Origin of the sequence: Streptomyces sp. GS7 (assembly GCF_009834125.1) — a bacterium.
Lineage (GTDB): Bacteria > Actinomycetota > Actinomycetes > Streptomycetales > Streptomycetaceae > Streptomyces.
The window spans coordinates 8,303,909-8,317,044 of record NZ_CP047146.1 but is presented as its reverse complement, the minus strand read 5'-3'; the positions used below and the strand labels follow the sequence as shown (position 1 = coordinate 8,317,044).

The 13,136-nt window shown below is 72.6% G+C and carries 14 protein-coding genes; 6 read left to right on the top strand and 8 right to left on the bottom strand.

Going from position 1 to position 13,136, the window contains the following annotated elements; all coding sequences use genetic code 11:
- Positions 1-59: 59 nt before the first annotated feature.
- Together GR130_RS36075 and GR130_RS36070 are read right to left on the bottom strand one after the other, a co-directional pair.
- A complete protein-coding gene (locus tag GR130_RS36075; RefSeq protein ID WP_159508596.1) occupies positions 60-557 on the bottom strand; it encodes a hypothetical protein in 498 nt (165 codons plus the stop codon).
- On the bottom strand, positions 554-925 hold the full coding sequence (locus tag GR130_RS36070) for a hypothetical protein (protein ID WP_159508595.1): 372 nt from the start codon (positions 923-925) through the stop codon (positions 554-556). Before GR130_RS36070 ends, GR130_RS36075 begins: the two co-directional genes overlap by 4 nt.
- On the opposite strand from GR130_RS36070, the gene GR130_RS36065 reads away from it, so the two are divergent.
- Complete coding sequence (locus tag GR130_RS36065) at positions 918-2,261, top strand: SGNH/GDSL hydrolase family protein (protein ID WP_159508594.1); 1,344 nt, start codon at positions 918-920, stop codon at positions 2,259-2,261. The genes GR130_RS36070 and GR130_RS36065 overlap by 8 nt on opposite strands.
- Positions 2,262-2,431: 170 nt before the next feature.
- Here GR130_RS36065 and map read toward each other — a convergent pair whose 3' ends face one another.
- Positions 2,432-3,199 carry a type I methionyl aminopeptidase gene (gene map, locus GR130_RS36060; protein WP_159508593.1) on the bottom strand — a complete coding sequence of 256 codons (768 nt, stop codon included), beginning with the start codon at positions 3,197-3,199 and terminating at the stop codon, positions 2,432-2,434.
- 117 nt (positions 3,200-3,316) lie between these two features.
- Between map and GR130_RS36055 the strand changes: the two genes are divergently transcribed.
- Positions 3,317-3,604: a helix-turn-helix domain-containing protein gene (locus tag GR130_RS36055; RefSeq protein ID WP_159508592.1), complete on the top strand. Its 288-nt coding sequence runs from the start codon at positions 3,317-3,319 to the stop codon at positions 3,602-3,604.
- Between the two features lie 407 nt (positions 3,605-4,011).
- Here the strand turns inward: GR130_RS36055 and GR130_RS36050 are convergent, their stop codons facing one another.
- On the bottom strand, positions 4,012-4,587 hold the full coding sequence (locus GR130_RS36050) for a TerD family protein (RefSeq protein WP_159508591.1): 576 nt from the start codon (positions 4,585-4,587) through the stop codon (positions 4,012-4,014).
- A gap of 274 nt (positions 4,588-4,861) precedes the next feature.
- Between GR130_RS36050 and arfB the strand changes: the two genes are divergently transcribed.
- Positions 4,862-5,290, top strand: a complete 429-nt coding sequence (gene arfB, locus GR130_RS36045; RefSeq protein WP_159508590.1) for an alternative ribosome rescue aminoacyl-tRNA hydrolase ArfB — start codon at positions 4,862-4,864, stop codon at positions 5,288-5,290.
- Between the two features lie 131 nt (positions 5,291-5,421).
- Here arfB and GR130_RS36040 read toward each other — a convergent pair whose 3' ends face one another.
- Complete coding sequence (locus GR130_RS36040) at positions 5,422-6,045, bottom strand: flavin reductase family protein (protein WP_201305097.1); 624 nt, start codon at positions 6,043-6,045, stop codon at positions 5,422-5,424.
- A 403-nt stretch (positions 6,046-6,448) separates the two neighbouring features.
- On the opposite strand from GR130_RS36040, the gene cdgB reads away from it, so the two are divergent.
- From cdgB to GR130_RS36025, 3 genes are all read left to right on the top strand, one after another.
- A complete protein-coding gene (gene cdgB, locus GR130_RS36035) occupies positions 6,449-8,131 on the top strand; it encodes a diguanylate cyclase CdgB (protein ID WP_159508589.1) in 1,683 nt (560 codons plus the stop codon).
- A gap of 258 nt (positions 8,132-8,389) precedes the next feature.
- Positions 8,390-9,301, top strand: coding sequence for a CBM35 domain-containing protein (locus tag GR130_RS36030; protein ID WP_159508588.1), 912 nt, complete (start codon positions 8,390-8,392; stop codon positions 9,299-9,301).
- A gap of 125 nt (positions 9,302-9,426) precedes the next feature.
- Complete coding sequence (locus GR130_RS36025) at positions 9,427-9,762, top strand: peptidase inhibitor family I36 protein (RefSeq protein WP_159508587.1); 336 nt, start codon at positions 9,427-9,429, stop codon at positions 9,760-9,762.
- Between the two features lie 52 nt (positions 9,763-9,814).
- Here GR130_RS36025 and GR130_RS36020 read toward each other — a convergent pair whose 3' ends face one another.
- From GR130_RS36020 to GR130_RS36010, 3 genes are all read right to left on the bottom strand, one after another.
- Positions 9,815-10,744 carry a 1-phosphofructokinase family hexose kinase gene (locus GR130_RS36020; protein ID WP_159508586.1) on the bottom strand — a complete coding sequence of 310 codons (930 nt, stop codon included), beginning with the start codon at positions 10,742-10,744 and terminating at the stop codon, positions 9,815-9,817.
- 182 nt (positions 10,745-10,926) lie between these two features.
- Positions 10,927-12,156: an N-acetylglucosamine-6-phosphate deacetylase gene (nagA, locus tag GR130_RS36015; protein WP_159508585.1), complete on the bottom strand. Its 1,230-nt coding sequence runs from the start codon at positions 12,154-12,156 to the stop codon at positions 10,927-10,929.
- Complete coding sequence (locus tag GR130_RS36010; protein WP_159508584.1) at positions 12,156-13,088, bottom strand: ROK family protein; 933 nt, start codon at positions 13,086-13,088, stop codon at positions 12,156-12,158. The genes nagA and GR130_RS36010 overlap by 1 nt, the downstream gene beginning before the upstream one ends.
- Between the last annotated feature and the right edge of the window lie 48 nt (positions 13,089-13,136).

Genomic DNA, 13,136 nt, shown 5'->3' with positions numbered 1-13,136 from the left:
AGGCGTGCGGCGAGGAGGGGCGGCGTGTCGGGGGAGGGCGCGCCCGTCGGCCGTACGGGTCAGACGCGGGGGAAGCGGGCCTGGAGTTCCCAGATGGCTGGGTTGTCGGCCAGACCGTCGTGCATATCGGTGAGGTCGGCGATCAGGTCGTGCAGGAAGTCACGGGCCTCGCGGCGGAGCGCGGCGTGGTTGAAGGTGAGCGGGGCCTCGTCGGCGGGCATCCAGTCGGCGTCGATGTCGACCCAGCCGAAGCGGCGCTCGAAGAGCATCCGGTCCGCGGATTCGGTGAAGTCGAGTTCGGCGTGGATCGGCCGGGCGGAACGGCTGCCGCGCGGGTCGGTGTCGAGTTGCTCGACGATGTCGCAGAGAGCCCAGGCGAAGTCCAGTACCGGCACCCAGCCCCAGGCCGTGGACAGCTCGTGGTCGGACTTGGTGTCGGCGATATAGACGTCGCCGCAGAAGAGGTCGTGGCGCAGGGTGTGTACATCCGCGGTCCGGTAGTCCGTCTGCGGCGGATCCGGAAAGCGGCGGGAGAGGGAATAGCCGAGGTCGATCACGTCTTGATGGTGTCACGCCGGTGCGGCGGGCGGTCCGGATGGTCGGCCGCCGTCCCTCCGCCCCGGCCGGCCCGGGGCCCGTGTGACCTCGGGTCGATCACGGCAAGGGCCTCGTCGACGGCGGGACGACGTACGGCGTGATCGCCGATGGCGAGGTCGCGGACGGTGTGATCACGCACGGCGAGACGGCGCACGGCGAGATCGCGCACGACGAGATCGCGTACGACGAGATCGCGCACTACGAAGTGACGCACTACGAAGTGACGCACGGCGAAGTGACGCACGACGAGGTATCGCACGACGAAGTGACGCACGACGAGACCGTGTACGGCGGGATCGTCATGGCCAGAGGGTGGGGTAATGATCATGTCTGGTTCGCTGGTGAGACGTTCGGCCGTTGCGCTGGTGTCGGCGGCGGCGCTGGTGGCGCTGCCTGTGCTGCCCGTGGTGCCGGGCGGTGCGGGTGGGCAGGGCGCGGCGGCATACGCGGCGGGTTCGGGCGTCGGCGGTGGACAGGCCGGTGTCACCGCGCTGTATGCGCAGGGGCATTGGCGCGGTGGCTGGGCGGCGGCGCCGCAGCGGTCGACCGGGGTGTTCGGCAAGAACTGGTCCGAGGACGGCTTCGCCCGGCAGACGGTGCGTCAGGTCGTCCGGGTCAGTGCCGGCGGTGCGCAGGCCCGTATCAAGCTGTCGAACCGCTACGGCGCGGCGCCGCTCAAGGTGGCCGGTGCGACCATCGCGCGGACCGCGCAGGGGGCTTCGGTGCAGGCCGGGTCGGTGCGGCAGCTGACTTTCGGGCACGGTCGGTCGGCGACCATACCGGCGGGCGGTGAACTGCTCAGCGACGGTGTGGGGTTGCGGGTGCGGGCCCTGGAGTCGGTGACCGTCACTCTGTATCTGGACGCGCCGACCGGCCCGGCCACCTTCCATGCGATGGCGATGGCCACCAGCTATCGCGCGGCCGGTGACCACCGCTCCGATGTGGGAGCCGCGGCGTTCACCGAGACCTCGCAGTCCTGGTACTACCTCTCCGGTGTCGAGGTCGCGGGCGGTGGGCCGGTCGCGCGGCGCGACGGCGTGGTGGCCTTCGGGGACTCCATCACCGACGGGTACGGCTCCACGGTCGACACCGATCGCCGCTATCCAGACCGGCTGGCCGAGCGGTTCGCCGCCGCGGGCCGCCCGCGCAGTGTCCTGAACGAGGGGATCAGCGGCAACCAACTGACCAACAGCACCAGCGGGTTCGGCGAGAAGGCCGTGGTCCGCTTCCGGAAGGACGCGCTCAACACGCCGAACGTGGGCACCGTCATCCTTCTGGAAGGCATCAACGACATCGGTATGAGCGAGTGGAGCGGCGCGCCGGGCGGGCCGACCCCCGCGGTGTCCGTGCGGCAACTCATAGCCGCCCAGCGGGAGTTGATACGTCAGGCGCACGGCAGGGGCATCCGGGTGATAGGTGCGACGCTGACACCGTTCAAGGGGGCCGCGTATTACACCGAGCGGGGCGAGACCAAGCGCGAGGCGCTGAACGACTGGATACGCACCTCCGGTGAGTTCGACGGGATCGTGGACCTGGACCACGCGTTGGCCGATCCCGCCGACCGGGGCCGGATAGCGCCCGCCTATGACGAGGGCGACCATCTGCACCCGAACGACGCCGGCTATCGCGCGATGGCCGAGGCGGTCGACGTCGACGCGTTCTGAGGGTGCCGGTGCCCGTCGTAGGCCCTGGCGGCGGCTCGCCGCCCCGTGACGGCGGCGAGTCAGCGCTGGTGCTCACGGCGGCGCTGGTTCCTACGGCGGAGCCGGTGCCTACGGCGGCGCCGGCGCCTACCGCCGCAGTGCTCGCGCCTACGTCGACGGAGCGCTCGCGCCTACGGCAGGGTCAGTACGCGCGGCCCGTCGTCCGTCACCGCGACGGTGTGCTCGAAGTGGGCGGCGCGGCTGCCGTCGGTGGTGCGCAGGGTCCAGCCGTCGGGGGCGGCGTAGTAGCTGTCACCGCCGCCCGACAGGAACATCGGCTCGATGGCGATGACCAGGCCGTGGCGGAGGACGAGGCCGCGGCCCGGCCGGCCTTCGTTGGGGACCGCCGGGTCCTCGTGCATCGCGCGGCCGATGCCGTGGCCGCCGAAGTCCTCGGCGATGCCGTAGCCGGCGGCGCGTCCGACGCTGCCGATGGCGTGCGAGACATCGCCGATACGGGCGCCCACGACGGCCGCCGCGATGCCCGCTTCCAGGGCGCGCCGGGTGGTCTCCATCAGTCGGCGGTCCTCGGGCCGCGTGGCGCCGACGGTGAAGCTGGTGGCCGCGTCGCCGGCCCAGCCGTCGACGACCGCACCGCAGTCGATGCTCACCAGGTCGCCGTCGCGGAGCCGGTAGCCGTCCGGGACGCCGTGCACGATCGCGTCGTTGACGGAGGCGCAGATCACGGCCGGGAAGGGGGTCGGCGCGAAGTTGGGGCGGTAGCCGAGGAAGGGGGAGGTGGCGCCGGCCTCGCGCAGGACCGCACGGGCCACCTCGTCCAGATCCAGCAGCCGTACGCCGGGGGCGGCCGCGGCGCGGACCGCGGACAGGGCGTCCGCGACCACCCGGCCGGCCACGCGCATCGCGTCCAGCGACGCATCCGTCTTGATCTCCACCATCGGAACGACCTCCCGTTCGGGCCGCCCGTACGCACCTCGGTGTCGGGCGGCGACCACAGCTTCGTGCGGCCGGTATTTGTTTACCGGTATTTGTTTACCGGTATTAGTATCACGGGCATGGTGCGCACTCCACTGACCCCCTGGGAACGCGAACGCGGCGAGCGGCTGGGTACGCTGCTGCGCGCGGCGCGCGGCGAGCGGAGCATGGTCGAGGTCGCCGCGGCGGCCGGGCTGTCCGCGGAGACGCTGCGCAAGATCGAGACCGGGCGGGCGCCGACCCCGGCGTTCTTCACGGTCGCCGCGCTGGCCGGCACGCTCGGGCTGTCGCTGGACGAGGTGGCGGTGCTGGCCACGCCGCCGGACGCCGCGCCGGAAGCGGCCGCCCACGGTGGCGCGGCGGCCTAGGGGTCGTCCGACGGGTGCAGGGTCGGTCCCTCGATGCACGGACGGCCCCGTACGGGGCCGGCTCCTCACGCGAAGGGTCGGCGCCCCTCCGGGAACCGGCACCCGGCGTGGCAGGCAGGGCCCCAACACGGAAGGGCCGGCCCCCTAAAATCCGGGAACCGGCCCTCTGGCGGGGCGTCACATACTGCCGGCGCCTCACCTGCCGCCGGACCCCGCCTGCCGCCGGACCCCGCCTGCCGCCGGACCCCGCCTGCCGTCGGACCCCGCCTGCCGTCGGACCCCGCCTGCCGTCGGTGCCTCACCTACCGTCGGCGCTCCGTCTACCGCCGTTGCCGCACCTGCTGTCGGTGCCCCACCGGGTCGCCCGGGCGTGCACTCCGAGTGCCCCGGGCGCGGCTCCGCATGCCTCAGACGTTGACGCCGAAGTCCTGGGCGATGCCGACCAGGCCGGATGCGTAACCCTGGCCCACGGCGCGGAACTTCCACTCCGCGCCGTTGCGGTACAGCTCGCCGAAGACCATGGCGGTCTCGGTGGCGGCGTCCTCGCTGAGGTCGTAGCGCGCGATCTCGGCGCCGCCGGCCTGGTTGACGATGCGGATGAAGGCGTTCCGCACCTGGCCGAAGTTCTGGCTGCGGCTCTCGGCGTCGTAGATGGAGACCGGGAAGACGATCTTGTCGATGTCGACGGGCAGCGCGGCGAGGTCGACGTTGATCGACTCGTCGTCGCCGTCGCCCTGGCCGGTGGTGTTGTCGCCGGTGTGGACGATGGACCGGTCCGGCGTCGCCTGGTTGTTGAAGAAGACGAAGTGCTGGTCGGAGTAGACCTTGCCGGTGGCGTTGACCGCGATGGCGCTGGCATCGAGGTCGAAGTCCGAGCCCGTGGTCGTGCGGACGTCCCAGCCGAGGCCGACCGTGACGGCGGTCAGGCCCGGCGCCTCCTTGGTGAGCGAGACGTTGCCGCCCTTGGACAGGCTTACAGCCATGGGAAGTCCCTTTCCTCGTCGAGGTCGCAGGCGTGCGGTCGCAGGGGTGCGGTCACACGCTTCGGGCTCCGCCTCGGGCGGAGCCGCCGTTACCCACCTCAACGCGGCCGGGCGACCGGGTGGTTCCAGGATTCTTTACTTTCTCCACTCGATTTCTTGCCTGACCCTTTGCCTGTTCCTGGGGTCGGACTGTGCCCGGTCCTGATGCCGGTGCCGGGGTCCGCCCGGGAAAAGTGAGGTGACGGGCGCCCGTGGGCGCGGGATCATGGGAGGCATGTCCGGGCCCTATGTCATCCGAGGTTCGGTCGCCCTGCCGGAGGCCGAGCTGGTCTGGCGTTTCTCGCGCTCCTCCGGGCCGGGCGGCCAGCATGTCAACACCAGCGACAGCCAGGTCGAGTTGCGCTTCGACCTGGCCGGTACGAAGGCGCTGCCCCCGGTGTGGCGGGAGCGCGCCCTGGAGCGGCTGGCCGGCCGGCTGGTCGACGGAGTGCTGTCCGTACGGGCCTCCGACCACCGCTCCCAGTGGCGCAACCGCGAGACCGCGGCCGTACGGCTCGCCGCGCTGCTCGCCGAGGCCACCGCGCCGCCGCCCAAGCCGCGCAGGAAGTCGCGGATCCCGCGCGGCATCAACGAGCGGCGGCTGCGCGAGAAGAAGCAGCGCGGCGAGACCAAGCGGGGCCGCTCGGGCCGCGATTGGGGCTGAGGGGACTGCCGCCTCCCAGGGCCTTTCCGCCCCTGACCCGTCGGACGCACCCCGGGGCCTTTCCGCCCGTGACCCGTCGGACAGACCCCGGGGCCCTTCCGCCCGTGACCCATCGGACAGGTCCCAGGCCCTCAGCCCAGCTGGCGGTACTTCCCCCGGAAGTACATGAGCGGCCCGTCGTCATCGTCGGACGTGGTGGTCGCCAGGACGCGCCCGATGACGAGCGTGTGGTCGCCGGCCACCACCCGCTGCTCGGTACGGCACTCCAGCGTCGCCAGCGCACCGCCGATGAGCGGGGCGCCGGACGCTTCGCCGCGTACGGACGGAAGGTCCTCGAAGAGCAGCCGGTCGCTGATGCGGCCCTTCATGGCGAATCGTCCCGCCACCTGGCGCTGATGGCCCGAGAGCACCGAGACGGCCCACAGCGGCTGTTGCGCCAGCAGGTCGTCCATCCGGGAGTCGTTGCGAACGCTCACCATGACCAGCGGCGGCTCCAGGGACACGGACAGGAACGCCGTCGCGGTCATGCCGACGTCCTCGCCGCGCGGGCCGGCGTCCGGGTCGTGGGCGGTGATCAGCACCACGCCTGCGGCGAGGCGGGACAGGGCGGCACGGAACTCGTCGTCACTCACCCCAACAGAATGCGCGATCGGTGCGTCGCCCGGCACGGAGGCGAGGGAGACGGCGGGTGCGGCGGGTGCGGCGGGTGCGGCGGAGCCGGCCGCCGGGGTGGCGGCGGGAGTTTTCGTGAACACGCCATGAACGCTAACTTCGACCCGCCCCGGTCCGCATCGGGCCCCGGGACCACTCGCGTCCTAGGTCCCGCGGCGGAGGCGACCGCCACTGCGGAGCGTGCCGCGGCGGCGGCCGGGGACGGGGTGCGCAGAAGTGCTCGGAGGTGGCTGGAATTTGCGTTCCGGAAGATTTCAGGGCGTGGGCGAGCGGTGTTCGGGCAGCCTGGTGAGCTGCGAACGCGGACCGGTAATGGGCCGTCACGGCTTGTGACTTGAGTCACAGCGGGCGCTAATTGTTGACCCTGTGTACCGAGTGAACAGCTCACTGTGATTCAGTGAGCGTGGAATCGGACGACGAAGACGACGAAGAAGAAGACGACAACGAACCGGTGGAGTGCTGTCGAGGTCTCAGGGAGAGCGAGCGATGGAGACCGAGTCGGAGCCCTATGTCCGTCTTGCGACCCTGCGGCAGCTGCACCAAGTGGTCGCCGAGCTGAATACCGCACGCAGCCTTGCGGACACCTTGCAGTCCGTTGCCGACGGGGCGATCGTCGGGCTGGGCTTCGAGCTCGCCGCGGTCAACCTCGTGCGGCCGGACGGCGACCTGGTGGTCGCCGCGGTGGCCGGCAGCGCGGGCGCCGAGGCGCTGATGGCCGGGCGGGTGGGCTCGCGCTCCTCATGGGAGCGGCGGCTGTCCATGGGGGAGCGCTGGGGCGATCTGTGCTTCATCCCGTACACCGAGGGCTGGGTGCTGGACGACGACGACGTGCCCCAGTGGCACACCGCCGGACCCGCGCCCCGCTTCCCCGACGAGTGGCACCCGATGGACCGCCTCTTCGCGCCGATGTACACGGCTGCCAACGGCAACGGCGAGCTGCTCGGGGTGCTCTCCGTGGACCGGCCGCGCAACGGCCGGCGCCCCGGCCCCTGGGGCCAGGAGGCGCTCCAGATGTACGCTTTCCAGTCGGCCATCGCGATCAGCAACGCCCGGCTGCGGGCCAACATGCAGCGCGCCCTGGTCCGGCTGGAGCGCGAGCAGCAGGCGCTGCGCGCCAGCGAGGAGAGCTTCCGGCAGGCTTTCGAGTACGCGCCGAGCGGGATGGCCGTCGCCGAAATGGGCGGTGACCAGCACGGACGGCTGCTGCGCACCAACGACGCGCTGTGCCGGCTGCTGGGCCGCCCGGCGTCCACGATGCGCCGGCTGTCCTTCTCCGACCTCGTGCACCCCGAGGACATCGGCACCCTGCTCCGCACCTCCGCCGAGGGCGGCCGGGCCGAGCTGCGGCTGGCCCGCCGGGACGGCACGTACGTCTGGGTGTCGCTGCGCAACTCGGTCGTCGCGGACACCGCCGACGGGCCCCGCTTCCTGCTCACCCACGTCGAGGACATCGAGGAGCGCAAGCGCCATGAACTCCAGCTCGCGCACCGCGCCAGCCACGACTCGCTGACCGGACTGCCCAACAGCGCCGAACTGCGCGCCCGGCTCGGCGCGAAGCTGTGCTCCCGCCGGCCGGGCTCGCTCGCCGACGCCTACGCCTCCTCGGGGGCGGACGGTTCCGATCCGCGCGCCCCGCACGGCTTCGGGGTGGACGGCCCGGAGCCGTTCGAGGGGCTCGACGGCTTCGAGGGCAAGACCGGCAGCCCGGTCCCGTACGACCACCACATCCATCTCGTCGCGCCTCCCGACGGGCCCGAGGACGACGGCTCCAAGGGGCTCGCGGTCCTCTTCTGCGACCTGGACGGCTTCAAGTCGATCAACGACCGCTTCGGGCACAACACCGGTGACGCGGTACTGATCGAGGTCGCCCGGCGGCTGACCAGCGGTGTCCGGGACGGCGACACGGTCGCCCGGCTCGGCGGCGACGAGTTCGTGGTGCTGGCCGACGGGCTGGGCACGGCCGATGCCCAGGACCTCGCGGTCCGGCTGCGGAACGCGATCATCCCGCCCATCCGGGTCGAGGGTCGGGCCGTACGCGTCGGCGCGAGCTTCGGCATCGGCTGGGCGAGCTGCGGCATGACGGCCGAGGAGGTGCTGGAGTCGGCCGACCAGCGGATGTACGTGGAGAAGCGCTCCCGGTCGAAGGGGAACCGGCGGGCGGCGGGCTGAGCGCGGGCGGCGGGCCGGGAACCGCGGCCCCGGTGCCGCGCATCTCACACCCGCGGCATCGTGCCTGGCGTACCGCCCGTTCACCGATCGTTGGTGATCTTGTGATGGGGCGGGATCGGCGTGGTACGGCCCTGACGGGGTAGGCTGCGCCGATGCGGCGCGGCGTCGCCGGGGCCCGGAAGGACAGTTCGCGCGGATGCCCGCGAACGCGTACAACACGCGTACCGACGCGTACGGATCGCTTGGGAGTGACAGGGGATGACGGCCGGTAACAACGGCGCGGACACGCCGGAGAACGACGACCCGTTCGGCTACCTCTACCGCTCGGAAGGCGGCGAGGGCGGCGCGGGCCCGTCGGGCGACGGCGGTGCGGCGCGGCAGCCGGGCGTTCCGCGGACCTCCTACAACCAGGTCCGCGCGGTCGGCCAGCGGCAGTACGGCGGCCAGCAGGCCCCGCAGCAGTCGTACGGCCAGCAGAACGCCCACTACGCCGCGCCCGAGACGCTGCCCGGCGGCGGCGAGCGCACCCGCCAGGCCCCCGCGTACGGCGGCCAGGAGCCCCGACGCGGCCGGAACGGCCTCCTCATAGGCGCGGTCGCGGTCGTCGCGGTGGTCTGCATAGGCATCGGCGTGGCGATGCTGACCAACAGCGGCGACACCAAGAACGACACCGCGCAGAAGCCCGGCCCGACCGCCGGCGACTCGGTCGAGCCCAGCGCCCAGCCCTCCACCAAGCCCAGCCCCGGCGCACTCCCGAAGGACGACGCGGGCGCGTTGCGGCTCAGCGGCGGCGCGACGACCGCCAAGGACATCAAGGGCGCCCAATCCGCCAGCGGTTCGTACGTCACCGGCTTCAACCAGGTCGGGGCGAAGGTGCAGTGGACGCTGGATGTGCCGGCCGCCGGCGACTTCCGGCTGAATGTGCACTACAGCATCCCGGGAGAAGACGCCAACGCCACGCTCTCGGTCAACGGCAAGCCCAACGCCGCGCCGCTGGGCCTGAAGAACTTCACACACCACCCGAAGGGCGACTGGGTGCAGGGCTGGCAGACGACCTGGGCCCCGGTGACCCTGAACAAGGGCACCAACACCATCGAGATCGCCTGCGCACAGGGCAATCAGTGCAACGCCATCCTGGATCAGGTATGGCTGACGGGGGCCAATCAGTAGCCGGCGACTGCTACTTCTACAGCTCAAGTGGGCAAGTCCGTTGACCTGTATACCGCCTTGACAAGATCACTTTGTCTCTGTGGAGGATGGGACGGTAACAGCCACTTGATCTGAGGAGATCACGCATGAAGTTACGTGCTGTAGCCCTGTCCGGTGTTGCCTTGCTGGCCGTGCTGCCGCTCACTGCGGGAACAGCCAGCGCCGCCGCCAAATGCGATGCTGCCAAGATCTGCGGCTGGGCGCAGCCGAATTTCGGAGGCCAAGTGTCGTACTCGAGTGACGTGTCGCCGGGGTGCGACTCAGTGGGCGAAGCCGCACGGTCGGTGTCCAACCAGAGCGAGTACCGGGTGACCTTCTACAGCGATAGCGGGTGCTACGGCGAGCACTTCGATCTGACCCCTGACCATTACTCGGCCAAGACCCCGTGGCCGGTCAGGAGCATCGCCATCTGGGGAGGTTGATGTCGCGGCGGCCGGGCATCCGCGCTGGAACGGCCAGGCCGCCGCACCCCCCTCACGCCGCCGTAGGACGGTCCGTCACCACCACGTGCGACAGCAGCTCCTCGTACGTCGCCGGGTCGAACTCGCCCGCAGCCGGGGCCCGTACGGTGGCCGCCGACAGGGCTACCGCGCGGGTGAGGCGGTCCGGCCAGGGGAGTTCCTCGACGAGGCCGGAGAGCAGGCCGGCCACGGCGGAGTCGCCGGCCCCGGTGGGGTTTCCGGCGAATCGGCGGGGTGGGGTGGCCTGCCAGGCGCCGTCCGCGGTGACCGCGAGCATGCCGTCCGCGCCCAGGGAGGCGGCCACCGCATGGGCGCCGCGGCGGCGGGCGTCGCGGGCCGCGCGCAGCGGTTCGGTGCTGCCGGTGAGGGCGGCCAGCTCGTCGGCGTTGGGCTTGGCGAGGTCGGGGCGGGCGGCCAGGCCGCGGCGCAGCGGTTCGCCGCTGGTGTCGAGGAGGACGGGCACGCCGGCGGTGTGCGCGGCGCGGGTGAGGCGGGCGTAGACGTCCACCGGGACGCCCGGCGGGAGGCTGCCGCAGAGCGCCACCGCCCTTGCCTCGCCCAGCAGTTCGCGGTAGGTGCCGAGGAACGCGGCCCATTCGGCGGGGGAGACCGTCGGGCCCGGTTCGTTGAGCTGGGTGGTGTCGCCGGTGGCGGCGTCGACGACCGCGATGGTGCGGCGGCTGGTGCCGCCCACCGGGACCAGTGCGTCGGTGACGTCGGTCTCCTGGGTGAGCAGGGCGCGCAGCGCCTCGCCGGTGCCGCCGCCCGCGAAGCCGGTGGCGACCGTGCGGTGGCCGAGCGCGGCCAGTACACGGGCGACGTTCAGGCCCTTGCCGCCGGGGCGTTCGGCGACCTCGGTGACGCGGTTGGTGGCGTGCGGGTGGAGCCGGGGGACGCGGTAGGTGATGTCCAGGGCGGCGTTCAGCGTGACCGTGAGGATCATGGTCTCCCCTCCGGGAGGCCGGCCGGACGGCCGTGGGTCTGGCACCGCGTGCGGCGGTGGCATACGGACAAGTGCGCGAGCGATCATGCCATCGCGGATGCCGGTACGCCCAGACCCGGTACGGTCACCCGGTGTTGCCCGGCCACCGGGCCGGCGGCCGGGCGCACCGGGTGCCCGTCGGTTCAGGCGCCCTGCGGGCGCACCAGCCACTCGCCCCGGCGCATGACGCCGACCAGCTCGTAGGCCGCGTCCAGCACCACCAGGTCGGCGTCCTTGCCGGTCTGGAGGGAGCCGGTCCGGCCGTCGATGCCCAGCAGCCGGGCGGGGGTGGCGGAGAGCGCCCGCACGGCCTGATCGATCGTCAGGCCGTCGACGGTGACGGCCCGTTGGAAGGCCCGGTCCAGGGTGAGCGTGGAGCCGGCGATGGAGCCGGCCGTGGGGCCCTCGCTGATCCGGGCGACCCCGTCCTTGACCTCGACCCGCATCGGGCCGAGCGGATACATCCCGTCGGTCATGCCGGCCGCCCCCATCGCGTCCGTGATGAACGCGACCCGTTCGGCGCCCGCCTCGCGGAACGCCATCTGGAGGACCGCGGGGTGCAGATGGGTGCCGTCGTTGATCAGCTCGACGGTGATCCGCTCGTCCTCCAGGAGGGCGGCGACCGGGCCGGGCGCCCGGTGGCCCAGTGCGGGCATCGCGTTGAAGAGGTGGGTGGCGACGGTGGCGCCGGCGTCGATGGCCCGGCGGGTGGCGTCGTAGCCGGAGTCGGTGTGGCCGATGGCGGCGATCACCCCGGCGTCGACGAGGAGCCGTACGGAGTCCAGTCCGCCGTCGAGTTCGGGGGCGACGGTCATCATCCTCGCGGTCCCGTGCGCGGCGTCGACGAGCTTGCGGACGTCGGCCGGGTCCGGGTCGCGCAGCAACTCGGGCTGGTGCGCGCCGCAGCGGTGCGGGGAGATGAACGGGCCCTCGAAGTGGATGCCCGTCAGGTCGCCCTGCTGGACCAGCTCGGCCAGCACCGCGGCCTGCCGGGCGAGGTCGCCCAGTTCGCCGGTGACGGTGGAGGCGAGCATCGAGGTGGTGCCGTGCCGGCGGTGGGTGCCGATGACCTTCAGGCATTCCTCGGGGTCGGCGGACGAGAAGGAGCCGCCGCCTCCGCCGTGGACGTGCAGGTCGACGAAGCCGGGGACGATCAGGTGCCCGGTCAGCTCGACGACCGTCTCCGCCCCGGCACCCGCGTCGCCGGACGCCGGCACCCGGTCCAGGTCGCGGCTGTGGACCCCGGCGATACGGGTGCCCTCGACGGTGAGCCGGCCGCCGTCGACGACGCCGGACGGCCGGGCGATGCGGGCGCCGGCCAGGACGGTGCGCCGGGGGGCCGAGGTCCGTCCCGCGGACTGTTGCTGTGCCATCAGGCGGTTACCTCCGTGGAGAGAAGATCCCAGGCGAGCAGTCCTGCGCCCAGGCAGCCGGCGGCGTCCCCGAGGGCCGCCGGAACGATCGAGGGGAGCCGCTGGAACGTAACGCGCCGTCGGACCGCTTCCCGCAGAGGCGCGAACAGCGTGTCACCCGCCTCGGCGAGCCCGCCGCCGATGATCAGCGTCCGCGGGTCGAGCAGGGTGAGCGCGATGACCAGGCCGTCGGCGAGGGCGTCCACCGCGTGCTGCCAGACCTCCCGGGCGCGCCGGTCGCCGGACTCCACGGCCTTGGCGCAGTCGGCGGCGCCGGCCGCCGGATCGCCGCAGACCGCCGCCCAGTCGCGGCCCACCGCCGCGGCCGAGGCCACCGTCTCCAGGCAGCCGCGCTGCCCGCAGCCGCACGCGCGCCCGCCGGGCCGCACGACGATGTGGCCGATCTCGCCGGCGCTCCCGTGGGCGCCCGCCTCGATTCCGCCGCCGATCCCGATGGCACCGGCGATCCCGGTGCCCAGGGGGACGAACAGGAACCGGTCGGTGTCCCGGCCCGCTCCTATCCGGCCCTCGGCCAGGCCCCCGGTGCGGACGTCGTGGCCGAGGGCGACCGGCACCCCGCCGAGCCGCCGGGACAGCAGGTCGCGCATCGGCACGTCCCGCCAGCCGAGGTTGGCGGCGTAGACGGCGATGCCCGCGGCCTCGTCGACGATGCCGGGGACGGCGACGCCGGCGGCCAGGGCGGTGCTGCCGAAGCGCGCCCGGCCGAGGTCGCGCAGCTCGGCGGCGAAGCCGAGGATCGTCTCGACGACGTCGGCGGGGCCGCGTTCGCGCCCGGTGGGACGTCGCGCCTCGTGGAGCAGGGTGCCGTCCGCCCCGGCGAGGGCGGCCTTCATTCCGGTGCCGCCCACATCAAGGGCGATGACGTGTCTCACGGGAACAGTTTCGCGCGATCCGCCATGAAAGGTCTAGTCCACTCGCCG

What these genes read in the sequence shown, in the direction of transcription:
- GR130_RS36065 (WP_159508594.1), top strand. Translation starts at nt 918, where the DNA reads ATGATCATGTCTGGTTCGCTGGTGAGACGTTCGGCCGTTGCGCTGGTG.
- GR130_RS36070 (WP_159508595.1), bottom strand. Translation starts at nt 925, where the DNA reads ATGATCATTACCCCACCCTCTGGCCATGACGATCCCGCCGTACACGGT.
- map (WP_159508593.1), bottom strand. Translation starts at nt 3,199, where the DNA reads ATGGTGGAGATCAAGACGGATGCGTCGCTGGACGCGATGCGCGTGGCC.
- GR130_RS36055 (WP_159508592.1), top strand. Translation starts at nt 3,317, where the DNA reads ATGGTGCGCACTCCACTGACCCCCTGGGAACGCGAACGCGGCGAGCGG.
- GR130_RS36050 (WP_159508591.1), bottom strand. Translation starts at nt 4,587, where the DNA reads ATGGCTGTAAGCCTGTCCAAGGGCGGCAACGTCTCGCTCACCAAGGAG.
- arfB (WP_159508590.1), top strand. Translation starts at nt 4,862, where the DNA reads ATGTCCGGGCCCTATGTCATCCGAGGTTCGGTCGCCCTGCCGGAGGCC.
- cdgB (WP_159508589.1), top strand. Translation starts at nt 6,449, where the DNA reads ATGGAGACCGAGTCGGAGCCCTATGTCCGTCTTGCGACCCTGCGGCAG.
- GR130_RS36030 (WP_159508588.1), top strand. Translation starts at nt 8,390, where the DNA reads ATGACGGCCGGTAACAACGGCGCGGACACGCCGGAGAACGACGACCCG.
- GR130_RS36025 (WP_159508587.1), top strand. Translation starts at nt 9,427, where the DNA reads ATGAAGTTACGTGCTGTAGCCCTGTCCGGTGTTGCCTTGCTGGCCGTG.
- GR130_RS36020 (WP_159508586.1), bottom strand. Translation starts at nt 10,744, where the DNA reads ATGATCCTCACGGTCACGCTGAACGCCGCCCTGGACATCACCTACCGC.
- nagA (WP_159508585.1), bottom strand. Translation starts at nt 12,156, where the DNA reads ATGGCACAGCAACAGTCCGCGGGACGGACCTCGGCCCCCCGGCGCACC.